Genomic DNA, 24669 nt, shown 5'->3' with positions numbered 1-24669 from the left:
GAAGCTACAGCCCGATCAGTATAGCGACGGTCCTGGCCGGAACAACCCGGTTTCGGCAGGCCTATACCGCCCGAGCCCATACACGACGATGATGAGCATCGAGACCGATACCGCCGCTGATATCGACGGTGACCACGTCGAAGCGCTCGCTACAGAGTTCGGCGAGGCAATCGCCGAGCTGCCGGTGTACCAGCGATTCAAGGAGACGAAAGACGCCGTCGAGAACCACGACGAGGCGCAGGCGGCTATCAAGGAGTTCGAGCAGATCCGAGAGGAATTCATGCTCGCCCGTCAGACCGGGAACGCTTCGCAGGAAGACCTCCGGAAAGTCCAGCAAAAGCAGGAGGAACTCCACGACATCCCGGTAATGAGCGACTATCTGGAGGCCCAGAACGAACTCGAACTGCGCCTGCAGGAACTCAACGAGATTGTCTCTGAGGAACTGGCCGTTGACTTCGGGCAGAAAGCCGGCGGTTGCTGCGAGGACTGAACACCGGGATTTTTGCGGTCGCGGTTCTGCTGACCCTGAGGCAGCCAGTCAGAAGCGGCGATACCGCCGCCAGCTATCGCCAGTCAGCGGTCCACTCGACCGACTGGGCGGTTACTCCTCGACTTCAGTTTTCACTACGACCGCCGGTCGTTCGCTCAGCCTGAGCACTTTGTCTGTGATGCTGCCGAGAAGGCTCCGGTACTCCGCCGGCCGCCGCTTCGTCCCGAGTACGAGCAGATCGACGTCCGCCTCGTCGGCGGTTTCGATGATGGACTCGGCTGGCCGTCCGTGTTTCAGGGTCGTCGTTGCGTCGACGCCGGCCGACTCCGCGTCGGCCTGTATCCGGGCCAGCGTCTCCTGACCCGTCTCTTCGAGGCCGTGTTCCGGTCCTTCCGACTCGTCGACGTACTCGTCGCCGCTGTAGGCCGTGTACACGTCTTCGTCGACGACATACAGCACGTGGAGGTCCGCATCGTGTTCCGCTGCGAGGGCAATTGCGTGGGATTCGGCATTGGTTGACGCTGCTGTCCCATCCGATGCGAGGAGGATATGATCGTACATACAGGTCACATTTCTCTCAGGTGGGAAATAAACTGAGGGCTCCGTTCTCAGACAGCGGGAGACACTACGACCATCGTGGAACTGGGTCCGGATGTCAGGCCGAACCATCCGTACAGCATCCAGCGGCCCCGGCACAGCGTCTTCGAAACACCTTAGCGACCGGGCGTGGCATCTCCCGGCATGACAGTCGAATCTGATTGGGACGACTGGCTCCCGCGTGCGGTGGAGTCGGCGACGCCTGACGGGCTGGCGATCTGGTATCTTGGCTGCAACGGCTTCATCGTGAAATCGAGCGGCGGGACGACCGTCTTCATTGACCCGTACCTCGGTACGGGCGACCCACCGCGAACCGTCCGGATGGTTCCAGTGCCGTTCAACCCTGAGGACATCACTGAGTGTGACGCCGTTCTGGGCACCCACGAACACACCGACCACGTTCACGGGCCGTCTCAGGCCCCGATTCTCGCCGGGACGGGCGCGGACTACTACACCACTGACAGCGGTCACGACGTCATCCGCGAGGAGGCGTGGCTGGAGAACTACAGCGTTACTGACGATCAACTCCACGAGGTCACGGAGGGCGACACGCTCGATATCGGTGACGTGACCGTCCACGTCGAACCGGCCAACGACCCCGACGCCGAGCATCCGGTGTCGTACGTGTTCGAACATGACTCCGGGACGTTCTTCCACGGCGGCGACGCCCGTCCCGGCGAATTCGAAGCTATCGGCGAGCGCTACGACATCGATGTCGGCGTCCTCGCGTTCGGAACGGTCGGGATGATCGACGACAAGGAAACCGGCGAACCCACGCGAACACAGTGGTATAACGATGAGAACATGATCATCGAAGCCGCGAACGAACTCCAGCTTGACACCCTTGTCCCGACCCACTGGGATATGTGGAAGGGGATGACCACGGAGCCGACCGTCTTGCACAACCACGCCAACAGCTTCGCATATCCATCGGCGCTTTCAATAGTTGAAATCGGCGACCGGTACGATCTCGACTGAGAGCGGCCTGCCAGTGGCACACGGACGGCCTGCCCTGACTTCCAGGATCACGCCCTGTTCATGTTCCTGAACGTATGTATATAGATTATATTAACTGATAGGTTGTAGAAAAAAGGCGTAAATGTTGGTCAGGTACGTACCTTTAATACTATTGCTGAGACCATACAGACCATGAGCAATTCGCAAGCCTACGATGAAGTCACTGTCGCCGCAGATGGCGTGACAGTGACCAAGCGGTTCGAGGCGGACGAGTTTCCCGTGCCCGCCATAGCATTTAATCTCACGTCGCGACGGTCCGTTCCGGTGACAGTCAGGCTGGTCGACACCGTGCCGGCGGATGTCGCCGTCGAAGACCTGGGCTTTCACCCCGAGTACGGCAGTGAGTACTGGGACATCAACGAAGACCGGATCGCCTTCGAAAAGGAACTCGAACCGGAAGCCGACTACACGACCGTCTACGGTATTCGTGCGACGGGAACTGACGACGTCGAGAAGTTCCTGACAGAACCCGACATCGAGCGTGTGAATCCGCCTCTAGACGAGGACGAGGAAGACCTCGTCGGTGGCGGCGACGAGGCTGTTCGGGACGTCATCGCCGGTGACGCCGACAGCGTTCCCGGCCTCGAAGACGATGACGACGAAGACATCGAGACCCTCGACCTCTCGGACCCGAACAACCCGGATTCAGGCGTCGAAGCCCCCGAAGCGAGCAACGCTGCACCGGCAGACTCCGAGGTCCAATCCGGCGCTGTTGTCGCGACGATGGCACAGGAAATCCGGGATCAGAACGTCTCCCCGGAAGACGTGAAGCTACTCAAGCGTGCGCTTGACGCCGTCTCCGAAGATGAAGACGACGGTAACACCGGCGGCGTCAACGACGCCCGGATCCAGCGCATCCAGAGCGACGTCGCGGACCTCCGTGCGTACACCGACGCGCTCGAAGAATTCCTCGAAGAGAACGGTACCGGCGAGGACATGATCCAGGAGTTCGGCGAGCGTCTCGACTCCTTCGAAGCGGCTCTTGAGGATTTCCAGGACGAAGTCCAGTCGGCGACGAAGACAGCCACGTCTGCCTCCGATCAGGTCGACGACCTCTCCGAGGAAGTCGAGAGTGTCGAAGGGCAGCTCGACGACCTCGAAGACGACATCGAAGCCGTCCGCGCGGAAATCGACGACGGTGACCTCGCCGACCGGATCGACGAAACCGAATCGGAAATCGAGGAACTCAAACAGTGGCGCGAACAGCTGTCGTCGGTTATCGGCGGCGGCGATTAACCGAACTCGTTTTACCGGTCCCCCGTCTGTGCCTGCATAATGACGACGACGAGAGTGGCTGTGCCGCGCAAAGGCCGGCCCCTCGAAGCAGTGCTGGAGCGACTCGCCGGGCGCACAGGGACGACCGAGCTGGTCGACGATATCATCTCGACGCTTCGCTACGAGAAGGCTGTCACCAAGGGCAACCAAGACGCGGTCGCCGACGTGTACCATCGCATCAGCGACTACTCCTCGCTTGATGAGCCATACAGGCCGGAGTACACGCTGCTCCGTGACGACCGCGACGGGATGCCTCGACGGATCGTCTTCGACAGCGTCACAATTCCGACAGCGTACGGTGATGTCCAACTGGTCGGCCGCGAGGAGCCGTTCCGGGCGCTCCGGACTCATGAGTTCGCGCTCGGATTCGACAGCGCCGACCTCGTACTCGAAGAAGTCGTCCAGCTTCGGGACGACCCGCTGACCGCCATCCACGAAATCAACGACCGTATCGACCCGCTTGATACGGACGTACGGGTCGTAACCGGGCTGGGCGATACAGTGTACCACACGCTGCTTGCGACGCCGGATGTCATCGATGCACAGGACGGTCCTCTCGACCGGGCCTTCGTCACCAACTACGAGGGCGACCTGTGTATCTCACCGCGGTACGAACGGCTCGTCGAAGCCGTCCTCGGGACGAGCGCACTCGATGGTGTCTCCTTTACGTATCCCACCGAAGGCGGCGAGGAAGAAGAAGATATTGCGGCGACTGGTATCGGTGTCTACCTTACTGTCACGGGATCGACTGCACGCGATCACGGCCTCGAACTCGGCGAGCGGCTGTTCCCCAGTGAGACCGTGCTGCTGGAGAACGCCCACGAGCGTACCGAGACGACGGAACAGGTCGCCAGTCTGTTCGAAGACCCCGAAGAGACGGCGCTGCAATCGGTCTGAGACGCCGTCGTCTCAGAGACGCCGCCGCTCGATGAGTTTTGCCGCGACGCCGACGGGCACGACGACCCACGCCAGGAGCCCCGCGGCGACCATCGGCGTAGTCAGCCCGGCCTGTGCCAGCACGCTGCCGAAGCCGCCGGCGACCACGTCCACCTGCGAGAGCGCGAGCACGCGGAAGCAGTCCACCGGGTTGAGCAGTATCGCCGCGGCGATAGCGCCGGACCCGAGGTCGAACCCAGCGACGGCCCCCAGCGCGACCAGGTCGTGCAACAGCGCGACCCACAGCCAGATGGCCAGCGCGGCACCGAGTGCGTGTGTTTTCGTCCGTGCGACCGTCGAGACCAGTACCGCGACGCCGAGCATCGCGCAGGCGGTCAGGACCGCGGCGAGGGCGACGGCCGCGTACTGGCCGACGCTGGCGAGACCGAGATAGCGAACGGTCAACAGTGCGCCGGGAACGAAGCCGAGCAACATCGCGCCGGACAACACCGCCGCCCGGCCGATGGCAGTGCCGACGACGACACGGCCTTTCGTCACCGGGAGCGCGAGCAGGAGTTCGAGCGAGCCGCGCTCGTCGGCCCCGACGATGGCGTCGTAGCCGACCGCCAGCGCGGCCAGGGGGACGAGGTAGACGCCGAGTTCCGCGATGGTCGCAATGACCGCGTCGAAGCGACCCGGGCCGACTGAACTCGCCCCGAACTGGACGACGGCGGTGGTAAAGAGGCCGAACAGTAGCGCCACGCCGAGCGCCCATCGGCTCCGGACGGCCAGCCGGTACTCACGGCGCGCGATGGTGAACAGGCTGCTGTCGGCAAGTCGGGCGAACGCCGATTCGTCGGCAGCGTCTGTGGTCGTGCTTCCCTCGGTACCGCCATCGTGCAGCCGGGTACCCGGAGCGTCGGCCGCGACGACGCCGCCGTCGGGTGTCGGATCTGTCGAGGAGTCGTCTCCCATCATGCCGGCTCGCCTCCCGAGTCCTCGGCGGCCGCAGCCGCAGTGCTGTCGGAACCGGTGCGCTCGTCGCCGTCGGCCGCCCCGACGACCTCGTGGAATGCGGCTTCGAGACCCGGTTCGCGGACCTCGAAACGGTCGATATCGTACTTGTCGCCGACGGCCGTCAGGAGGTCGTAGGCGTCGGTGGGGGCGGTGGTGACAGTCAGGTCGACGCCGCCGCGGCTGACACTCGACGCACCCTCGTAGTCTCGAAGCATGCCTGCCACGTCGCTCGCAGCCGCCTCAGACGTGAGCGACAGCGACACTGTCACCTCGTCGGCGGCGGCGCGGCGAAGCTCTTCGACCGGCCCCGCAGTCGCCACCTGTCCGTCCGCGATGATGACCGCCTCCGAGCAGAGCCGCTGAATCTCCCCGAGCGCGTGCGAGGAGAAGACGATGGTCACGTCGGTCTCCGCCGCCAGCGACTCCACAACCTCGTGGAACGCCCGGATACCGTCGGGGTCGAGTCCCGCGGTCGGTTCGTCGAGGATCAGCACGGCCGGCTCGCCAACGAGCGCAGTGCCGAGGCCGAGCCGTCGGTTCATCCCGTTGGAGTAGCCGCCGACGCGGCGGTCCGCGGCGTCTGCGAGTCCCACGGTGTGCAGGATGCGCTCGACGTGGTGGCTCCGGTCTTCCCGTGGTACCGAGCGCATCCGGGCGTGGAAGCGGAGTATCTCGCGTCCGGTCAGGCTCGGCGGGAAGCCGGCGTGTTCCGGCAGGTAGCGCACCCGCTCGCGGACGGTGGTACCGCCGGTCGGGTCCGCGCCGGCGACGGAGACGCTGCCATCGTCAGGCCGGTTCAGCCCGACGAGTAGCTTGAACAGCGTCGTCTTGCCGGCACCGTTCGTGCCGAACACGCCGAGGGTCGTCCCCTGTTCGACCGAGAGATTCAGTCCGTCGAGCGCCTGCACGTCGCCGTAGGCTTTCGATACGTCGTCGACTTCAATCACGTTCATAGTATTTCCTCCAGTCCTCGTGGGGCGGTTCGGTGAGCGGACGGGCGTCGACCACGCCGGGCGACTGGACGACCGGCACGGACGACTCGGCCAGCCGAACGGCATCAAAGGCCGGACTGCTTGCGAACACTCGCGCGGCGGGCTTCTCGGCGGTGACCTGCTGGACGGTCCCGGCTGGCTGGTAGCGCGTGTCGCCGACGCCGTCGTCGTCGATGTCGGTCGGGTTCGCCCGGGACCAGTAGTTCCCGACGCTCTCGTTCCAGTGGACCTGGTCGCTCATGACCGCAAGGACCGGCCTGTCGTTGCGGATAAAACTGTTCTCGGTCACGGTGCCGTCGGTACTCCCTGCGGCGATATGGACGCCGATATCGTTACCGACGACGAGGTTATCGACGATGCGGTTGCTGACGGAGTTGTAGACAAACAGCCCGTTCTCGTTGTTGACGAGGTGGTTGCCGCGGATGTCCGTGTCGTCGATGCTCTTGACGAGGATCCCGTGGCCGGACTGCCCGCTGTTGTTCACCGCCACGTTGTCCTTGATGACGAGGTGTTTCGACACCATCAGCGCGTACCCGACGTCGTTGTCGAAGGCGGTGTTGTTCCGCAGATTCGAGTCGTCCGAGTACATGTAGTGGACCCCGTACCGGAGGTCCCACATCGTGTTCTCGCTGGCGTTGACGTCTTTCGCCCAGTTGAAGTAGAGTCCGTCCCGGACGGTGGTGATGTCGTTGTTCCGGATGACGCTGTCCTCGGTCTTCCATATCTGGATACCGTTGCCACGCTTGGTCAACTGCCGTATCTCCTCGCGGCCGACGATGGTGTTGCTCCGTATCTCGGTGTCGTCGACGCCGTTGAGCCAGATACCGAAGGTCATGTCGGTCACGCGGCTGTCGCGGACGGAGACCTCGCTTGCGTTGACGAATATCGCGGCGTCGTTGTCGGCGGTACTGTAGCCGCTGTTTCGGACCCAGAGGCCCGTCACGGAGACGCCCCGTGCTTCGACGGCGAGCACATCGCCGTCGCCGTCGCCGTGTAGCAGCGCCGATCCGGGACCGCTCCCGGCCAGCGTGACGTTCGGCGTTGTCACGACGAGCGTCTCGTCAAAGCGACCGTCGAGCGTGACGGTATCGCCGGGGCTCGCGGCATCGACCGCCGCCTGCGCGCTGTCGTAGGTCTCGCCGTCGACCGTCGCGGTCCCCTCGGCCGATGGGGCGGTGAACGAGTCGGTGTCAGGCACGTCGGGGTCGAAGTTGAGGCTGTCGCGGGCGCTGTCGGCTTCGCCGGCGCTGGCCATCCCGACAGCGACGACCGACAGCACGAGCAGGGCTGCGGTCCCGATGGCGAACACACGCTCGGAATCGTGGGACAGTGGGATCATGAGTGTGTTTCCGGGTGGTTTGGTTCAGCCGCAGTGGTCGTCGGGCGGTGCGGGGCGTCTCCCTCGTCGTCAGTATCGCCCTCACGACCCAGTCGGTCCTGAACGGCGTCGGGAAGTCCGGTGAGCCCGTCGCGAAGTCGGGCCGGGAGTTCCCTGAACGTCGCGGCCTGATCGCGGTAGTAGTACGAAACCGCGAGCAGTCCAACAGCTGTGGCGGCCATGTATGCGCCGAGGCCGAACCGGGAGACGCTGGTGATATTGGCGACCTGGTACTGCCCCCACAGTGGCGGCGTGAAGCCGTCGACGCCCATCACCGGCGCTCCGGGGTCGAGCGTGTGGCCAGCCTGCCAGAGGCGGTACTGGATATCGGCCAGCATCACGGTGAACACCAACACGGTGCCGCCGAACTGGTATTTCAGGCCGCGTTTGAGTTTCTCGGTAGTCGGTGCGACGGCGACGAACACCGACAGCAGCGACACGCCAATGAACGCCACCGGACCCAGCGCCCACTCGGGCACGTCGATGGCGTTCTCCTCAACGGGGAAGTTGGGCTCGACTAACACCGGGTCGGGGAAGTAGAACCCGACGTAGTGGTTCAGTCGCGCCATCTCGGTGAAATCCCCGGCCAGGTGCGGGTAGGCGTACAGAGAGACGCGGAGCGTCGTGCTCGGGTACTGCACCGCATCAACGCTGATGCGCCACATCGGGAACGCGAGCGCCGCGACGAACAGCAGCGCCGCTACCACGGGGAGGCCCCGCCTGATCTCGCGGAAGTCGTCAAGGGTGGGTCGTTGCATGGCTGGACACCTCCGAGGTGAATCGTGACTTACCCCTCCGCCGGTTCGACGATCATCCGGCTGCGCATCTCTAAGTGCAGGGCGCTACAGAAGTACGTGCAGTAGATCCAGTACACGCCAGGGTCGTCAGCCGTGAACGTGACCTCGCGGGTGTCCTGTGGGGCCACGGCGTAGTTGATGTCGTGTTCGGGGATGGCGACGCCGTGGATGATGTCCTGCACGCCCTCGATGTTGGTCGTGGACAGTTTCACCTCGTCGCCCTCCTGGACCGTGAAGTCCGGCAGGCCGAACTCCGAGCGCTTGGTCGTCATCTTGACGTGGACGCTGTTCTCGCCCGTGCGCTCGACGCCGGAGTCCTCCTCGGTGATGTAGGTTTCTTCGTAGTCGGCCTTGTCGTAGACCTTCTTCGCGTCTATCTTGTCCTTGTGGGCGAAGACGCAGTCGTGTGGCTCGGGGTAGGCCGGGTGGTCCGCGACCAGTTCCATCTCCGCCTCGCCCTGCCCGATGTGGATGAGCTGGTCGTTGTCGGGCATAATCGGGCCGACCGGAAGGAACCGGTCTTTCGAGAGCTTGTTGAGACTGACGAGCCACTCGCCGTCGGGATCGGTCGTCATCGCCTCCAGCGCCTGGATGTGGCCCGGGTTGTAGTGGACATCCTGTTTCTCGATGATGGGGTCTTCTGACCCCTCCTCGGCCTCGACGGCGGCCTGAATATCCCACTTGACGGCCTGCGAGTCGATGAACAGCGACGTGTAGGCGTGGCCGTTGCCGTCGAAAGTAGTGTGCAGCGGGCCGAGTCCGACGCGCGGTCGCCCGGCGACGACGTCCTCCGGGTCGGAGGAATCGGCCAGTGCCTCCAAGTCGATCATCGTCACCGTCGGCGAGAGCTTCCCCGCGACGAAGGCGTAGTCGCCGTTGGGTCCGACCTCGACGCAGTGGGGGCTTTTCGGCGTCGGAATGTACTTCACGATGGGGCGGTCACCCTGATTGAGCGAACTGCCCTGCGTGCCGTCGACGACCGGAATACCGTTGACTTCCTCGTAGTTGCCGTTCTCGACGGCCTGCTCGATGGCCGGGATGTCGAAGGCCTTGACGTTGTCCCGGTCGTCCTTCGTCATGCCCTGAATGTCGGTGGCCTCCTCGCTGTTGTACGCCGAGGAGATGGCCCACCGACCCTCTTTGCCGGTGTCGACGATGTCGAGGTTGCCGTCGACCTTGACCTGCCACTGGGTCTCCATCGACTCGGGGTCGACGGCGACGAACAGCGACGTGTAGTTGTCCGGGTTCTTGGCGTCGGTCCCGTCGTTGGGCAGCGGCGCGCGGAACTCGCCGTTGCCGAGCACGTACTTCGTGTCCGGCGAGAGGACACAGCAGCCGTGGATGGCCTGCATGTTCGGCACGTCCGTGATGGCGTCCGTCTCGAAGTACGTGAGGTTCACGCGGGCGATGCGACCGTTCGCCTTGTCGTTGACGTACAGGTACTCGCCGTCGTAGTCCCCGTCTGTCTCCGAGAGGTTCGGGTGGTGGTTGTCACCCCAGGAGTAGCCGCCGCTCTCTTCGAGCAGTTCCTTGGTATCATCGGTGAAACCATAGCCCGACGCACAGTCGGTGTTAAACACCGGAATGCGGGTGAGTTCGCGCATCGACGGGATGCCGATGACCCGCAGTTCGCCGGAGTGGCCGCCGGACCAGAAGCCGTAGTATTCGTCGTGTTCGCCCGGTTCGACCGTGTGGCTCGCGCCGCTGCCAGAGGGCGTCGACTGGCTGCCGGCGCTGCCATCGCCGCCGGTCAGCGCCGAACAGCCCGCAACGGAGCCCATCGCGCCAGCGGCCACGCCGGCCTTCATGAAGTCCCGGCGGCCGAGTGAGAGGCCGGGTAGTCCCAGTGAGATGTCGTCGTCCGCAGTCGTTTCATCCGGGGACTCGACATCAGCCAGTACCGAGTCGAGCGTTTCTTCGTATTCTTCGAGGACTTCGTTCGGGTCGCGGGGAGTCTCGTTTTCACTCATATCAGACCACCTTGATTGTGCCGACCATCCCGTTCATCTCGTGGGGGATGCAGTAGTACTCGTACGTTCCGGTCGTCTCCAGCGTGACCTCGTAGCTCTCGCCTTTCGGGATATTTCCTTTCTGCCCGTTGCTGTAGCCGTCCTTCGCGGCCTGCAGGGAGTCGAACCCACCGGAGGCGAAGTAATCCGCGCCATCGGGAATCTTGTCCTCATAGGCCGTCACCGTGTGGCCGATGCTACCGACGTTCTCGAACGTGACTGTCGTCCCTGCCTCGACCTTGATTTTCTTTGGCTCGTATGCCAGTCCGTCCGTCATTTCGACAGTACTTGTCTCGGCCCACTCGGAGCCGCTCCCGCCGTCGCCGGACTCGGTCTCACCGCCGTCTGCGCCGTCACCGCCGCTACCCGAGTCGCCGTCACTGCCACTGTCGGACCCGCCGCCCGATGAACAGCCAGCTAGTGTGACTCCAGCCGCGAGAGCCAGACCGCGAACGAATGTTCTACGTGTTTCCATGGTAGCTCACGGCTGCAACTCGAAGACCTACCTGTATATATAGGGACCCGCACTCTCATTTCGCAGGAAGTGGGGCGAATATGTTCGTCGGTAAATAGTGAATGGTAACTACTCGCGAACATCGCCGCAGAGTACAACAACTGTGCAATCGTCTCCGTACTCTCCGGGGTGGGTGGTGGGTGCCGGCGTCGGATGCACCGCGCTTCGGTGACACGGTCTGCTGTAGGCACCGCCTTCGTTCAACTGTCCACAGACTCTTGTAGCCGTGCGAGACTGGTCAACACCGGATACGTCCAGAGTTGGTCTTCGTACATATACGTGCAGAACTCGTGTGTTTCGAACCGGTGAACGCTAGAGTGGAGTTGATCCTGCCGATCCTGTAAAATCGCAGCAATGTCGCTCTGGAACGTTTCACGATACCACTCGGGCACGACCGTACTGTCGAGTGTCTCAATAATCTCCTGCAGACTGCCGTGGTACTCCTGTATCGATTCTTGTTCGATTTTGACAGCGCGGTCCAGCGACGTCCGTTCGTCGATTGCTTGCTCAGCCGCAGCTACGAGTGACCGTTTGAGCGGCGGGGAAAATCCGACGTTCGTCTCAGGGTGAAATAGTGCTGCGTAGTCCTGTCCAAACTCGATCGCGACGTTTTCGACCAGCGATTCATCGTACACTGACTCGTAGTGGTCGACAGCTAGCACCGTGTCGGTGTAAGCGTCTCGTAGCGCTTTGACGGGGTCGGGTGCGGGTTGTCGGCTTCGCGGACCGACGGGGGAGGAGGGCTGTTCAACGGGGTCGAGGGCGCGGAGGCGCTGCAGGAATTCTTCGAGACCAGCCTGCTCGGCGGCAAGTTCAGTATGCTCCTCGTCAAGCACAGTGAGAGCCGTCTCTACCGGCTCGAGGATGTGGTCTCGCCATGTGTGCAGGAACCACTGCGCGCCGTCCTGCGCAGGCGTCGTTGCCATGCTAGTGTATCGTCTGGTAACAACAATAAGTGTTTTAGTTACCGGACAACACCGCTCTGTTCCGGACGGCTATTTATATAGTCCCGGCGTCGTTGCCGGGGCCATCGTGCGGTTTCGATATATTGGTATTTTCAATCCTCATAGAATACCAGGCGCCTCGGTGAACTGGCATGATTTATCTAGTTTTCCGGCAGGTATATCTGAGTATGTCCATATACGACCAAATATGCACCAGTAAATCCGTAACACGGATTTTTGAAATAGTAATGCTGTATTCGTTAGTGGTATTGAATTATATCTATATAAACTCGGCATAATGAGATAGAGAAATCTCATTTGGATCCATATTCCCAGAGATACACATTTCGATACATTCCGGTCCTGTCGTCCAGTCAATTGGTTGCGGGCAATTTTGCGGTGCTAAGTATTGCTACCAGTCAGTTGGTAGCGGCTGAGCGATTGCTCTGGCCGCACATCGCTCACATCCGGGTTTTTAAATAATGACGGCAACTCTACTCGGGTAATGACCGACGACGCCGACACACAAAACACGGGCCGACGGATACAGTCCGTGGAGAACGCCTGTGAGATTATTGAAGCTGTTCAGGAGTCACATAGCGCGACGTTGCAGGAGTTGAGCGAGCGAATCGAACTCTCCCAGGGAACGCTTCACACGTATCTTGCGACGCTGACCGACTGCGGCTTTCTCTCGAAGGACGACGACACGTACCAGCTTGGCTTTCGGTTCGTCACGATGGGTGAACACGTCCGAAACGAGACGGAACTCTATACCGCCGGCCAAGAGGAAGTGGACAAGCTGGCGGACAAATCCGGCGAGTACGTCCATCTGGTCGTTGAGAACGACGGGCGCGAAGTCGCCATCTACGAGCGGCGAGGGGAGCATGCCGTCGGGATGGACTATCACCTCCAGCTGCGGGAAGCACCACAGCATCTCCACGACAGCGCGTCTGGGAAGGCGATCCTCTCGTGTCTCCCAGACGAGCGTGTCAAGAGAATCATCGACCGAGAAGGGCTCTCACGACAGACACAGCACACGATTACGGACCGAGAGACGCTCTGCGACGAGCTAGAGACCATCCGGGAGCGGGGATACGCGACGAACGACGAGGAAGAAATCCGCGGTCTCCGGGCAGTCGGTGCGCCGATACTGGACAACGATGGGACCGTCGTCGGCGCGGTCAGTGTGACTGCACCGACCAGCCGTCTGAAAGGAGCCCGCTTCGACACTGAGATCCCCGAGATGGTGATGGAAGCTGCGAACCTCATCGAAGTCAATCTCGAAATGACGTCGTTCGACCGCGGCACATAATCGCGGTGTCTGACACCTGTCGCTCTGTGTCGGCGACGACCGCTACCCAACAACGGCGTTCAGTCTCCGTGATTTGGATACCTCAAATCTCTGCTGTCCGACTGTGACTGCGGAACGGAGCGATTCTCCCGGTGACTGAACCACAATAACAGTCGTACCACCGTTAGGAAGACCCTTGGATGGGCGTCTCCAGCCCGACAGCAGGCCTACAGGCTGTCTCCGGCGTCTCACAGGGGAATCTAGGTGGTATGCTCATGGACGGGAGTCTGCCACCGCCGTGCTCTGTTTATTTTTGATTTGGTCAAAAAGTCTATCCACCCTCTCTTCGGTACGTAGATTAGATCACAGCACACACGCGTCGATATCTTCGCGGTCATGTCCACTTTTATCGGCTCAGTGTCGCTTTTTCTATTGAATATACCAAGTTCGATTTTGCGAAATCTTCCGCATAGACAGCGAGAGTTTGGCCCATAATCCCGCAAGCACTTCTCACGAGAGTCTTCGATTGGTTTTGCTATTTTCAAATAGTTTGCTCCGGAGACACTCCCAAATATTTATTAACAATACCGGTATTGATGCCGATACACTGTCTCACTCCAGCCATTGGATGCTGACAGTCAGGACGGAACCGGCAGCTGAACAACGCAGCGTACTCGCCCCGTTGGTCCCGAATCGAGTGGGCGTACGCACCGCCGAACCCACAAACACTCATGAGCACACAGACGGAGCCACCAGAGCAAGCGCCAGATGAGGACGAATCGCCAATCGCGACTGCCCGCCGCCAACTGGAGCGGGCGGCCGAACACCTCGACCTTTCCGAGGGGCTGCTTGAGCAGCTCCGCCATCCATCGAAAACCGTCGAGGTATCTGTCCCGATCCGCCGAGCCGACGGGAGTGTCGAGGTGTTTAACGGGTATCGCGTCCAGCATTTCGAGGTTAGAGGCCCGTACAAGGGCGGTATGCGATACCACCCGAGCGTCTCCGCAGAGGAGTGTACGGCGCTGGCGATGTTGATGACGTGGAAGTGTGCGGTGATGGACCTTCCCTTCGGCGGTGCGAAGGGCGGAATCGTCGTCGACCCGTCGACGCTCACTGCACAGGAAACCGAGCAACTGACCCGCCGGTTCGCTGAGGAACTACGCGAAGTCGTCGGGCCGACGAAAGACATCCCCGCACCTGACATGGGGACCGACGAGCAGACCGTCGCCTGGTTCATGGACGCGTATTCGATGCAGGAAGGCGAGACAGTCCCCGGCATTGTGACCGGCAAACCAACAGCGGTCGGCGGCACACACGGCCGTGAAGAGGCACCCGGCCGAAGCGTCGCCATCGTCGCCCGCGAAGCGCTCGACTACTATGACGGAAATGTCGACGGTGCCACCGTCGCTGTACAGGGCTTCGGTGCTGTCGGCGCGAACGCCGCACGTCTGCTCGATTCCTGGGGCGCATCCGTCGTCGCTGTCAGCGACGTCGACGGCGGTATCTACGATGAATCCGGCCTTGATGTCGAATCAATCTCCGCTGACGGCGACGAACACGGCCAGCTGGGGGACGTTGACGCACCGCGTCAGCTATCCAACGCCGAGTTGCTGGAACTCGATGTCGATGTCTTGATTCCCGCGGCGGTCGGAAACGTATTGACCAAACAAAACGCTGCGGACGTGCAGGCAAGCATTATCGTCGAAGGTGCGAACGGGCCGACAACGACAGCAGCCGACGCTGTGTTCAAAGAGCGCGACATCCCAGTTATCCCAGACATCCTCGCCAACGCCGGTGGCGTCACTGCGAGCTACTTCGAATGGCTCCAGCACATTAACCGGCGGAGCTGGTCCCGCGAGGAGGTCAACGAAGAACTCGAAGCCGAAATGCTCGATGCATGGGAGGCGCTCCAGACCGAAGTCGAGGACCGCGATGTCACGTGGCGAACGGCGGCCTACATCGTTGCGCTCTCGCGAATCGGTGACGCTATGAACGCCCGCGGGCTATGGCCGTAGCAACGGATGTCGCTTCAGTCTACCCACTCGCGAGACCACAGTCGTTCCGTGTCACCTGTCGCGGTGCTCGGTGTCCCCTTCGCGCTCGGCGCTGACCGGCGTGGCGTCGACATGGGACCGTCGGCGATTCGCTACGGCGGCCTCAGTACCGCGCTCGATACGGCCGGCATCGAATACACTGACGCCGGGGATCTAGCACTGCCGACGCTACAGTCGCAGTCAGCGACTCCCGACGACAGTGCGAAGTACCTCGATGCGATCGCCGAAATGACCGACACCCTTGCCGACCGGGTGGCGACCGAGATAGCCGACGGGAGCGTGCCGCTGGTGTTAGGTGGCGACCACTCTATCGCCATGGGCACTATGCGCGGTGCAGCCCAGACGTCTGAACTCGGCGTCATCTGGTTCGACGCGCACGGCGATTACAACACCCCGACTACGTCGCCCAGCGGCAACGTCCACGGCATGCCGCTCGCGGCCGCCCACGGCTACGGCGACTTCGCAGAGATGCCGTGGGCCACCGCCCCGAGCGTCGCCGAGGAGAACACCGTCATCGTCGGCGCGCGGAGCCTCGACGCTGACGAACGAGCGGTCCTCCGTGAGAGCGATATCTCCGTCTTTACGATGGCAGATATCGATAAACGGGGTATCGGGCCAGTCACCGACGAGGCACTCGACATCGCGACTGACGGCGTCGACGACATCCACGTCAGCCTCGACCTCGACTGGCTTGACCCGGAGGACGCACCGGGAGTCGGGACACCGGTACCCGGTGGCGTCACCTACCGGGAGGCGCATACGGCGATGGAACGGGTCGCCGACCGCGACGCCGCCGAGTCGGTGCTGCGCTCGCTCGATGTCGTCGAAGTCAATCCCATCCTCGACCAGCGCAACACGACGGGCGAACGAGCGGCCGAACTCGCCGCCAGCGCGTTCGGCAAGCGGATTCTGTAGCTCTTTTCGAACCGCGGCAGGTACCCGGTCGTGTGGCCGCACGCTGGCCCGGAACACAGTGATTTATTACCAATGATTGCTACTGTGATAACATGGACCGCAATACTGCAGAGCCGCGTGTCGATAGCCTTCCTGGCCCACAGAGCAGCGAGTGGGTCGAGTACCACCACGAGACCGCCGCGCCGAGCACGTACGTGTACGATTTCGTCTGGGACATCACCGAAGACGCAATCGGTCCGTTCTGCACAGACGCGGACGGCAACGTCCTGCTCGATTTCACCTGCCACGTCGCCGCGTCGCCGCTCGGCTACAATAACCCGAAAGTGCTCGACCGGGCCGACGAGTTTGACATGGTCGACCCGCTGAAAATCGCCGGTCAGGACTTCTACGTCAGTACCGGTGGGTCGCCCGACGAAACGTCGCTGCCGGGCCCTGCCCACCTGATGGATCGGCTGACCGATATTACCAGCCACTACGACTTCGACACCGTCTTCCTCTCGAACTCCGGCGCTGAGGCCGTCGAAAACGCAATGAAGATCTGTTACGATAACTGCGAGACGCCGAAGTACGGCATTACCTTCGACGGCGCGTTCCACGGACGGACCCTCGGAGCGCTTTCACTGAACCGTTCGAAGTCCGTCTACCGCCGGAAGTTCCCCGAACTCAGCGGGATTCACGACGTGGAGTACTCAGAGGCCGGCGTCGAGCGCCTCCGTTCGAAACTCGACGCAGATACCGGCCATATCCCGCCCGAAGAAGTCGCGTTCCTCATTCTGGAGCCGATACAGGGCGAAGGCGGCTACCGCGTCCCGAGCCCCGAGTTCCTCTCGGCCGTCGACGACCTCTGCCGGGAACACGACATTCCGATCATCGCCGACGAAATCCAGTCGGGAGCCGGCCGCACTGGCGAGATGTGGGCCGTCGACCACTACGACATCGAACCGGATGTCATCACGAGCGCCAAAGCGCTCCGGGTCGGCGCGACCATCTCCCGGTCGGACATCTTCCCGTCCGAAACGTCGCGGCTCTCCTCAACGTGGGGGGCTGGCGACATCCTCGGCTCGATGCGTGGCGCGCTGACCCTCGCCGCTATCGAGGACCACGACCTGCTGGACAACGCCGCCGAGAAAGGGACGTACTTCATGGACCGACTCCGCGATATCTCGGCAGACCGTCCGCTGGTCGAAGACGTTCGCGGCCTCGGCCTTATGACCGCGGTGGAATTTGATACGGCTGACCGCCGCGACGCCGTGATGGAAACCGCACTCCAGCACGGCCTCCTCACGCTCGGCTGTGGCCAGAAATCCCTCCGACTGCTCCCGCCGCTTGATGTCACCGAGCGCGAGCTGGAACTCTGTGTCGACATCCTCGATTCGGTCTTTACCGAGGTTGCAGACGCTGTCGCGTCGGCCTGACTCTCGCTACTTCTGCGGTAACCGAAATGTTAAAATATGATTGATTCGACTGTGGCACTATGCCACGAGAGGCACGCGTAGACAGACGGAGGTATCTGCAGGCAATCGGTGGCACTGTCGCGACCCTGTCAGTCGCCGGCTGTCAATCGGGCAGCGGTGACTCACAGACGCTCACTGCGGGAACGGCGCCGGGCTTTCCGCCGTTTGAGATGAAACAGGACGGCGAACTCGTCGGCTTCGACGTCGAGCTACTGGAAGCCGTTGTCGCGGCGACGGAGTACGAGCTGAGCGGCTGGGAGGAACTGGAGTTCAAATCACTTATTCCCGCGTTGAACAACGGCAACGTCGACGTCGTCGCGGCTGGCATGACGATAAACGATGACCGCGACGAGGCAATCGACTTCTCTGACCCATACTACAGCTCGAATCAGGCCATCATCGTCCGGGAGAGCGGGTCGTTCTCGCCGTCGTCGCTGGCTGACCTCTCCGGGGCGACGGTCGGGGCACAGAAAGGGACGACCGGTGAATCCGTGATCAAAGACCAGCTCATCGAAGCCGGGACGATTCAGGCGTCTCAGTACAACGCGTACGGCAACTACGTGCTCGCCGTCGAGGACCTGCTGAACGAAAACGTCGATGTCATCATCATCGACGTCCCCGTGGCGAACTCGTTCGTGGCAGATCGCCCCATCAAGTCTGCGTTCGTCCACGAGACTGGCGAGCAGTTCGGCTTCGGGATTCAGTCCGGTGACGACGAACTCGCGGGCGCGCTCAACAGCGGGCTGACCACAGTTGAGGACGACGGGACGTACCGGGACCTGACCGAGAAGTGGTTCGGACAGAAGTGAGGCCATGGCAGCAATCCTACTCCAGACCGCTGACTGGCTGTTCGTCATCGACAATCTGGGCCTGTTGCTCGGCGGGACAGCTGTCACCATCGCGCTCACTGTCGCCAGTATTCTCCTTGGATTCGCCATCGGATTCCCGGCCGGTGCGATAGAGGTGTACGGCTCGGAAAGGGCCAGTCGGCTGGTCGAACAGGTCGGGGTTGTCCTTCGCGGCACCCCGCTGTTGGTCATCATTATGATCCTGTACTTCGGCCTGTCCGTTTCCAGCAGCGCATTTGTCACGGCGACTATCGCGCTCGGACTCCGGAGTGCCGCTTACCAGTCACAGATTTTCCGCGGTGCGCTCCAGAGCGTCGACGACGGGCAACTGGAAGCGGCCCGCGCCGTCGCTATGTCCCGGTTCGAAGCGATCCGGTACGTCGTCGTCCCGCAGGCGCTCCGCCGGAGTGTGCCGGGATTCCAGAACGAGTTCACTATCGTCCTCAAGGACACGAGCATCGCCATCGTCATCGGCATCGGCGAACTGCTGACGACGGGTCAGAACCTCTACGAAGGCGGACAGTCGACCGCGGCGCTGGAGATATTCCTCGCCGTCAGCCTCGTTTATTTCGTGCTGACGTTCGCGACGAACCGGTCGCTCGATAGACTCAGTGACTACTACGCAGTACCGGAGGGAACGACATGACACAGCCATTACTCTCAATCGACGACCTGCACAAGTCCTACGGGAGCGAAGAAGTACTGGAAGGCGTTGGCCTCGATATGGATCAGGGAGACGTGACGGTTCTCATCGGCCCGAGCGGCTCAGGGAAGTCAACGCTGCTCCGGTGTGTGAACCGCCTGACCGAGATCAACAGTGGTCAAATTGTTCTCGATGGGCGGGACGTGACCGGGGCCGACACCGATGTCAACGAACTGCGAAAGCAAGTCGGCATGGTGTTTCAGGATTTCAACCTCTTTGCGCACCTGACGGCGCTCGAAAACGTCACGCTCGGCCCGAAAAAAGTGCTCGGCATGGACGCTGCTGACGCCGAGGCGGCCGGACGGGACCACCTCGAACAGGTCGGATTGCTGGAACAGGCGGACTCGTACCCCGCTGAACTCTCCGGCGGACAGAAACAGCGCGTCGGCATCGCACGCGCACTCGCAATGGACCCAGAACTGCTGCTGTTCGACGAGCCGACCAGCGCACTCGACCCCGAACTCGTCGGCGAAGTCGTCGAGGTAATGCGTGACCTCGCCGCCGAGGGCATCACCATGCTCGTCGTCAGCCACGAGATGGACTTCGCCCGGTCGGCCGCATCTGACATCGTGTTCCTCGACGACGGTGAAATCGTCGAACACGGCCCGCCGGAGCAACTGTTCCGGAACCCCACAGCGGACCGAACCGAACAGTTCCTGAGCAGATTGCACGCACACGAGGCGACGCCATGAGCACGGCCGAATCGACGACATCACCGAACCCGGGACTCCGTGACCGCGTCGGCACAGTGTTCACTATCCGCCCACTTACCGTGGGTCTAGCGCTGTTCTGGGTCTGGGTTCTCGCTCGCTGGACCACCGATTTCGTCCTCGCAGGGCTACTCGGGCTCGACCGCGGCACACCGTTCATCCCGGCAGCTCCGTTTCTGACAACAGCGGACACTATCAGCTCGCTCGCCGCGTCACTCGGTGCGGCCGGAGCGCCACTCGCGTGGGTCGCTGACACGCTCCGGTTCGCCGCCGACGCGACGGCGTACCTGCCGGCGCTGGCCCAGGGCATCTGGACGACGGTTCTACTCACGGTCTTCAGCGTCTGTCTCGGATTCACGCTGGCGCTTCCGCTTAGCGTCGTTCGCGTGTACGGTGGACGGTGGGCTCGCTGGCTCGCGCTGTCGTACACTGAACTCATCCGCGGGACGCCGCTGCTCGCCCAGTTGTTCGTGCTTTACTTCGCGACCTCACTCACGCAGGTTCTCAGAGGTGTCCCGGGGGTTGGTGTCGGCTTCGTTCCGGCGCAGGCGTTCTGGGTGGCCGTGATCAGTTTCACGCTGAACAGCGCTGCCTACCAGTCCGAATACCTGCGTGCGTCGCTGGAATCAGTCGACGGCGGTCAGTTGACTGCCGCACGCGCCATCGGACTCTCAAAGCTCGAGGGAATACGGTACGTCGTTGTTCCCCAGGGCCTTCGGCTCGCGCTGCCCAGTTGGACGAACGAACTCGTGTATCTCATTAAGTACTCCTCACTGGCGAGTTTCATCACTGTACAGGAGCTGTACGGCAGAACAAGTACTATCGCGAACGAAACGTACCAGTATACGGAACTCTTCGTGCTGGTGGCGATACTGTACTTGGCCCTTGTCGTGTCGGCATCGGCATTGATGGACCGCGTCGAATCGCACACTGCAACCGCCGGTGTCGGACACACGAGACAATGATTACCCTCTTGGGGCCTCCGATCAACTATTATAACACATCCTATGAGTCACGCTGATAGCGCCGGAGCACGGCTCACACTCGACCTGTGGCACCCGAACTGCTGGGCTATCGAGGCGACCGACCGCACGGACGGCGGCATTCTGGCGCACACGGTCCAACAGACCGTTCAGTCGTCGACAGTATCGGTCAACGGTGTGTTTACAGTGTATGGAGCTACGAAGTCGGCTGTCGAAGACTGCCTCGACGCAGTCCGTGCCTCACCCCACGCCGGAGAGATACAGGAACTCCAAGCACGGATCGGACACAAGCGCGATGCACCCGGCACCGTCGTCAGACAGTTTCTGCTAGAGTACGATCCAGACGAACTAGTCTGCCCGACGCTCCTTGAACACGGGTTCGTCCACAGTGCGCCTGTTCGTATCGAAGACGGTCGCGAACGCTGGCAAGTGAGTTTCACCGGCGAGCGGCCCGAAATTCAGTCAGCACTCGATTCCGTCGAAGCTGACGCCGACGCTGACGTGTCGGTCGAATCCATTGTCACGCCTGACAGCGATTCTGACCGGTCGGTGGGTAGGCTACGAACTGACTCGCTGACGCCGGCGCAGCGACGAGCCTTCGAAGCGGCCCGCGAAGCGGGCTACTATCAGTGGCCGCGCGGGATCTCGGTTCGCGAACTCGCCGCACAGATGGATATCTCGAAGACGACGCTCCTCGAGCACCTCCGAACTGCCGAGTCGAAACTTCTGGATCCCGAGTAGCCCTATCAGTGGCGCTTTCTTCGGATGGATTTTCCTGAGACGGCTGTAGTCATGGCACCTGCAGTTTCTTGCGGGGCAGCTCGTACGAGCCCGTGATAGCCTGGCTCGCTTGAGACAACTGAAATCGTCCGCTGAGCCAGTGCAGTTGCCAGGCAGTATCTGCTTAATTCGATATAGCGGTATGTGATTTACAAGTCCAGCACCCACCATCTCGGCTACGGCTAAAGCATGATAGAAATAACAAATCAGTCACAGCAGCGAGTAGATTTCAGCCTCGTACACATCCCTGACCCGAGTCCCCCATTCGTGGGTGTACGTGTCGATGACATCCTGTGCCACGTCGCCTCTGAGGTACTTGACGACACCGCGGTCGCCAGTCCGATCCCGGAGATGTGTCGTGAAGAAGTGTCGAAAGTAGTGCGGTGTCACGTTTTCTTCGGCCCCCCCACCGTCCGTGTACCACCCGAACTCGCGAGCGTGGGATTCGACGATGTGGTGTACCATGTTCGGCGTGAGTCGCTCTCCCCAGCTGTCGCTTGTGGACACAAACAGCGGCGCTGCGGGGGACTGCGTGTCCGGTCGAATCGCGAGCCAGCGTCGCAACACTGCGCCTAGCTCTGCGTCGACTGGAATCGTTGTCTCGCGCTTGCGCTTGTTGGATGCGGTCCGCTCTTCGCCGTTACTAGCCTCACCACGAGTCGGGTCTGCCGCGATGAACAATGAGTCCGGACGCCCATCAAGCCCCGGTCGGACCGGAATATCTGGTCTGGGGCCGGGGGTGTCGAGGTTGAGGTCCCGGATGTCGAGGTTACACAGTTCGCCGGCCCGCATTCCCGTTTTCAACAGTGTCACTGTGATAGCTCGCTCAAGTGGGTGTGAAATGCTATCAACGAACGCACGCATCGATTGGAGGTCTACCTCCCGACGGGTCGGGTCGGTGTTGATCGATTCGTCCATCTCCTCCATGACTAACGTCATCGGGTTCGAATCGAAGACGCCGACCTGAGTCATGTACGCAAAAAACCGGTGCAGATAGGATGCATACGTTGCGACAGTGCTTTCCTCGGCATCTCCACGGATACTGTGGACGTATGCCATACAGTCGCGGTGGGAAGCCTCCTGAACAGGAAGGGGCTGGCTGCTATCCGACAGATAGGACTCGAAGTCTCGCAGGACGCGCTCATAGGAGGCACGAGTCCGGTCGCTCTTTCCGTGGTACCTGATGTCATCGAGGAAATAGCCGATCGGGTCCGATTCGGCGTCTGGTGTGGCTGTATCCGTGCTCATTCGTCTCGAACGTACCCTCCATGTCGCCCGCTGTACTGCACTTCGTTGTTGGACTGCAGTTCCTGCAGCGTGTCTTCGAGTCGTTCCTCGATATCGTCGGTCAACTCGGCGAGCAGGTCATCCCACTCGTAATACTCCCCGTCAGCCAGGATGTCTCGCACCCGGTCTTTCAGCCCGTCACCCCCGGGGGTAGCGCCCGGAGAACGGGGCTTCTCGCTATCGCTCTCTATGGCGTCCGATTCAGCCGTCTCGGACACTGCTGGCTCGAAACCGCTTCGGCCTGCCTGTACCATCGTCCGGACGAACTCGCTTTGACTCATATCCAACTCCTCGGCGTGGGCCTGCCACTGTTCCTTCTGATAGGCCGGAATGTACGTTCGAACCGTCGTTCGCTCACTGTCACTGGACACAGTTTCCCCTCGGACGCCGGGAACTTCAATGTAGTCCCATATTCAGAGATAAAAGCCTTTATTTGGGTATATGATACCCTATTTCGCCGCATATGTGACAGATATTCTATAATTTTGCGGAAATATAAGCATACACTCACAAATATAATAAATACCAGAAAGCTGGCCCCATTTGTTGGTTCGCCCAGACGGGGGTTGATCTGGCACGCCGTGAAGTGTCGATACGGTACTCCGAATGACCTGGCTGCCCTGCGCGGTTGCTTCTTTGGCCGTCTCACGCACAAACATCCGCGGCCCCAATGACACATGTGCTGCCGCTGTTGGCATCCTACGGTGAAACAGTTCGGTCCTCTCCGTAGACACCCCAACCGGTCACTGAGCTCTTGGCAGACTATTCTAGTATGCTGGGCGACACCATCTCTGTGCACTACTCTCTGAACCGCTGCGATTCCAACAGTCGTGGTCGTCCTATCCAAAGCTATGCATCTATTTGCATGTTTTACTGGCGTTTCAGGCTCGTTTCCGACACTGTGCGGCTGGCGGAATCGCACTGCAGACGGTCCTGCTACGGTGTTGTCCGGCCTGTCCCGCCACACGCAGAGAGTCTTAGTCGGCCACGCTCCGACTTGCCATCAACATCCACTGTCCACACCATCTCCGTATAGCAATTCCAGCAGGCACGACGTACTGCTTTTCCTCGTGACTGCGCGGTTCCCGGGATCGCTTCCAGCACAGTCGCTAGAAACGCTTACGACTGTCTCGATCCTCCCGGAAATCGTCCGGAAAACTCCACCTTCAGCGGTTCCGGAAGGCTTCGTTTCTCAGATAGTCGCTGTATTTTCGCGTCATTTCATTGCGTCACTGACCATCTCATGACTTTTGTACAGACCTGTTTGCCTGTCGTGATGGTGTAGCTGCCTTGCCACTCCCTGAGCGGCCGTGTCGTCGGGCAGTTGCGTGTCCTCCGCCAGAAGCAGTCATCAGTAAGCTCGGAAGAGGCACCCGGTGTTTCGTACCACAACCCAACGACTCTATCCCGTGTTGTCGAGCTACTTCGGGTTAGCAGCGATGTAGAACTGGAAACATCCTGTGGTTGTCTGCTCACAGTGAACTTCCGATCAGCATCTCAGGCCCTCGGGACTGCCAATCTCTTTTATCGCTCTACGATATGCTGCGAATGCTGCCCTTGCGTACACGCCCGTTGCCCTCGTTGCAACGGAAATCCGGTAGGTGTTCTGCAACCGATGTCCTCCGTCTGGAAGACTTTCTTCGTCTTCAAGTATTCGTGCCACGTGTCGCTGTTCCGTGTCACCTATTGAGTAGCAGGCCATCGAAAAAACATCGCACTGTCTTGGGGCGGTCTGTAC

General features: G+C 61.2%; 23 protein-coding genes. 13 read left to right on the top strand and 10 right to left on the bottom strand.

Annotated elements, in window-relative coordinates:
- Nucleotides 1-91: 91 nt before the first annotated feature.
- Entirely contained in the window at nucleotides 92-490 is a 399-nt protein-coding gene (locus tag DVK00_RS17860) for a YlbF family regulator (protein ID WP_008309674.1), read from the top strand.
- A 111-nt stretch (nucleotides 491-601) separates the two neighbouring features.
- Here the strand turns inward: DVK00_RS17860 and DVK00_RS17855 are convergent, their stop codons facing one another.
- Complete coding sequence (locus tag DVK00_RS17855; RefSeq protein ID WP_101349831.1) at nucleotides 602-1051, bottom strand: universal stress protein; 450 nt, start codon at nucleotides 1049-1051, stop codon at nucleotides 602-604.
- A 180-nt stretch (nucleotides 1052-1231) separates the two neighbouring features.
- Between DVK00_RS17855 and DVK00_RS17850 the strand changes: the two genes are divergently transcribed.
- The 3 genes from DVK00_RS17850 (at nucleotide 1232) to DVK00_RS17840 (ending at nucleotide 4276) form a co-directional block, all read left to right on the top strand.
- A complete protein-coding gene (locus tag DVK00_RS17850) occupies nucleotides 1232-2065 on the top strand; it encodes an MBL fold metallo-hydrolase (RefSeq protein WP_101349832.1) in 834 nt (277 codons plus the stop codon).
- A 171-nt stretch (nucleotides 2066-2236) separates the two neighbouring features.
- Nucleotides 2237-3340, top strand: a complete 1104-nt coding sequence (locus tag DVK00_RS17845) for a hypothetical protein (RefSeq protein ID WP_101349833.1) — start codon at nucleotides 2237-2239, stop codon at nucleotides 3338-3340.
- A 39-nt stretch (nucleotides 3341-3379) separates the two neighbouring features.
- Nucleotides 3380-4276 carry a hypothetical protein gene (locus DVK00_RS17840; RefSeq protein WP_101349834.1) on the top strand — a complete coding sequence of 299 codons (897 nt, stop codon included), beginning with the start codon at nucleotides 3380-3382 and terminating at the stop codon, nucleotides 4274-4276.
- Between the two features lie 12 nt (nucleotides 4277-4288).
- On the opposite strand, the gene DVK00_RS17835 is transcribed toward DVK00_RS17840, so the two are convergent.
- From DVK00_RS17835 to DVK00_RS17805, 7 genes are all read right to left on the bottom strand, one after another.
- On the bottom strand, nucleotides 4289-5233 hold the full coding sequence (locus DVK00_RS17835) for an ABC transporter permease (RefSeq protein WP_101349835.1): 945 nt from the start codon (nucleotides 5231-5233) through the stop codon (nucleotides 4289-4291).
- Nucleotides 5230-6225 carry an ABC transporter ATP-binding protein gene (locus tag DVK00_RS17830; protein WP_101349836.1) on the bottom strand — a complete coding sequence of 332 codons (996 nt, stop codon included), beginning with the start codon at nucleotides 6223-6225 and terminating at the stop codon, nucleotides 5230-5232. The genes DVK00_RS17835 and DVK00_RS17830 overlap by 4 nt, the downstream gene beginning before the upstream one ends.
- Complete coding sequence (gene nosD / locus DVK00_RS17825; RefSeq protein WP_101349837.1) at nucleotides 6212-7603, bottom strand: nitrous oxide reductase family maturation protein NosD; 1392 nt, start codon at nucleotides 7601-7603, stop codon at nucleotides 6212-6214. Before nosD ends, DVK00_RS17830 begins: the two co-directional genes overlap by 14 nt.
- Nucleotides 7600-8400 carry a hypothetical protein gene (locus DVK00_RS17820; RefSeq protein WP_121578131.1) on the bottom strand — a complete coding sequence of 267 codons (801 nt, stop codon included), beginning with the start codon at nucleotides 8398-8400 and terminating at the stop codon, nucleotides 7600-7602. Before DVK00_RS17820 ends, nosD begins: the two co-directional genes overlap by 4 nt.
- A 29-nt stretch (nucleotides 8401-8429) precedes the next feature.
- The gene (nosZ, locus tag DVK00_RS17815) at nucleotides 8430-10409 is read right to left on the bottom strand and encodes a TAT-dependent nitrous-oxide reductase (protein ID WP_121578130.1); all 1980 of its coding nucleotides are present in this window, start codon (nucleotides 10407-10409) and stop codon (nucleotides 8430-8432) included.
- A gap of 1 nt (nucleotide 10410) precedes the next feature.
- On the bottom strand, nucleotides 10411-10923 hold the full coding sequence (locus DVK00_RS17810) for a plastocyanin/azurin family copper-binding protein (protein ID WP_101349840.1): 513 nt from the start codon (nucleotides 10921-10923) through the stop codon (nucleotides 10411-10413).
- 239 nt (nucleotides 10924-11162) lie between these two features.
- A complete protein-coding gene (locus DVK00_RS17805; RefSeq protein ID WP_101349841.1) occupies nucleotides 11163-11888 on the bottom strand; it encodes a hypothetical protein in 726 nt (241 codons plus the stop codon).
- A gap of 523 nt (nucleotides 11889-12411) precedes the next feature.
- Here DVK00_RS17805 and DVK00_RS17800 point away from each other — a divergent pair.
- The 9 genes from DVK00_RS17800 (at nucleotide 12412) to DVK00_RS17760 (ending at nucleotide 21605) form a co-directional block, all read left to right on the top strand.
- Nucleotides 12412-13218, top strand: a complete 807-nt coding sequence (locus DVK00_RS17800) for an IclR family transcriptional regulator (protein WP_101349842.1) — start codon at nucleotides 12412-12414, stop codon at nucleotides 13216-13218.
- A 710-nt stretch (nucleotides 13219-13928) separates the two neighbouring features.
- Nucleotides 13929-15212: a glutamate dehydrogenase GdhB gene (gdhB, locus tag DVK00_RS17795; RefSeq protein WP_101349843.1), complete on the top strand. Its 1284-nt coding sequence runs from the start codon at nucleotides 13929-13931 to the stop codon at nucleotides 15210-15212.
- A gap of 6 nt (nucleotides 15213-15218) precedes the next feature.
- The gene (gene rocF, locus DVK00_RS17790; protein WP_394337678.1) at nucleotides 15219-16166 is read left to right on the top strand and encodes an arginase; all 948 of its coding nucleotides are present in this window, start codon (nucleotides 15219-15221) and stop codon (nucleotides 16164-16166) included.
- Between the two features lie 92 nt (nucleotides 16167-16258).
- Entirely contained in the window at nucleotides 16259-17581 is a 1323-nt protein-coding gene (locus DVK00_RS17785) for an aspartate aminotransferase family protein (protein ID WP_101349844.1), read from the top strand.
- Between the two features lie 59 nt (nucleotides 17582-17640).
- Nucleotides 17641-18429 (top strand): basic amino acid ABC transporter substrate-binding protein, encoded by a 789-nt coding sequence (locus DVK00_RS17780; RefSeq protein WP_101349845.1) that lies wholly within the window; start codon nucleotides 17641-17643, stop codon nucleotides 18427-18429.
- Between the two features lie 4 nt (nucleotides 18430-18433).
- Nucleotides 18434-19114, top strand: a complete 681-nt coding sequence (locus DVK00_RS17775) for an amino acid ABC transporter permease (RefSeq protein WP_101349846.1) — start codon at nucleotides 18434-18436, stop codon at nucleotides 19112-19114.
- Entirely contained in the window at nucleotides 19111-19863 is a 753-nt protein-coding gene (locus DVK00_RS17770; protein WP_101349847.1) for an amino acid ABC transporter ATP-binding protein, read from the top strand. The genes DVK00_RS17775 and DVK00_RS17770 overlap by 4 nt, the downstream gene beginning before the upstream one ends.
- Entirely contained in the window at nucleotides 19860-20846 is a 987-nt protein-coding gene (locus tag DVK00_RS17765) for an amino acid ABC transporter permease (protein ID WP_121537679.1), read from the top strand. The genes DVK00_RS17770 and DVK00_RS17765 overlap by 4 nt, the downstream gene beginning before the upstream one ends.
- A 42-nt stretch (nucleotides 20847-20888) precedes the next feature.
- Entirely contained in the window at nucleotides 20889-21605 is a 717-nt protein-coding gene (locus DVK00_RS17760) for a helix-turn-helix domain-containing protein (RefSeq protein WP_121537681.1), read from the top strand.
- A 249-nt stretch (nucleotides 21606-21854) separates the two neighbouring features.
- Here the strand turns inward: DVK00_RS17760 and DVK00_RS17755 are convergent, their stop codons facing one another.
- Complete coding sequence (locus DVK00_RS17755; RefSeq protein WP_101349850.1) at nucleotides 21855-22892, bottom strand: tyrosine-type recombinase/integrase; 1038 nt, start codon at nucleotides 22890-22892, stop codon at nucleotides 21855-21857.
- A complete protein-coding gene (locus DVK00_RS17750) occupies nucleotides 22889-23302 on the bottom strand; it encodes a DUF5805 domain-containing protein (RefSeq protein ID WP_101351420.1) in 414 nt (137 codons plus the stop codon). The genes DVK00_RS17755 and DVK00_RS17750 overlap by 4 nt, the downstream gene beginning before the upstream one ends.
- Nucleotides 23303-24669 lie beyond the last annotated feature (1367 nt).

The sequence above is a fragment of the Haloarcula sp. Atlit-47R genome (assembly GCF_003665985.1).
In the GTDB taxonomy this organism is placed as follows: Archaea; Halobacteriota; Halobacteria; order Halobacteriales; family Haloarculaceae; genus Haloarcula; species Haloarcula taiwanensis.
The sequence above is the reverse complement of the archived record's forward strand: the minus strand, read 5'-3'. Positions and strand labels throughout refer to the sequence as shown.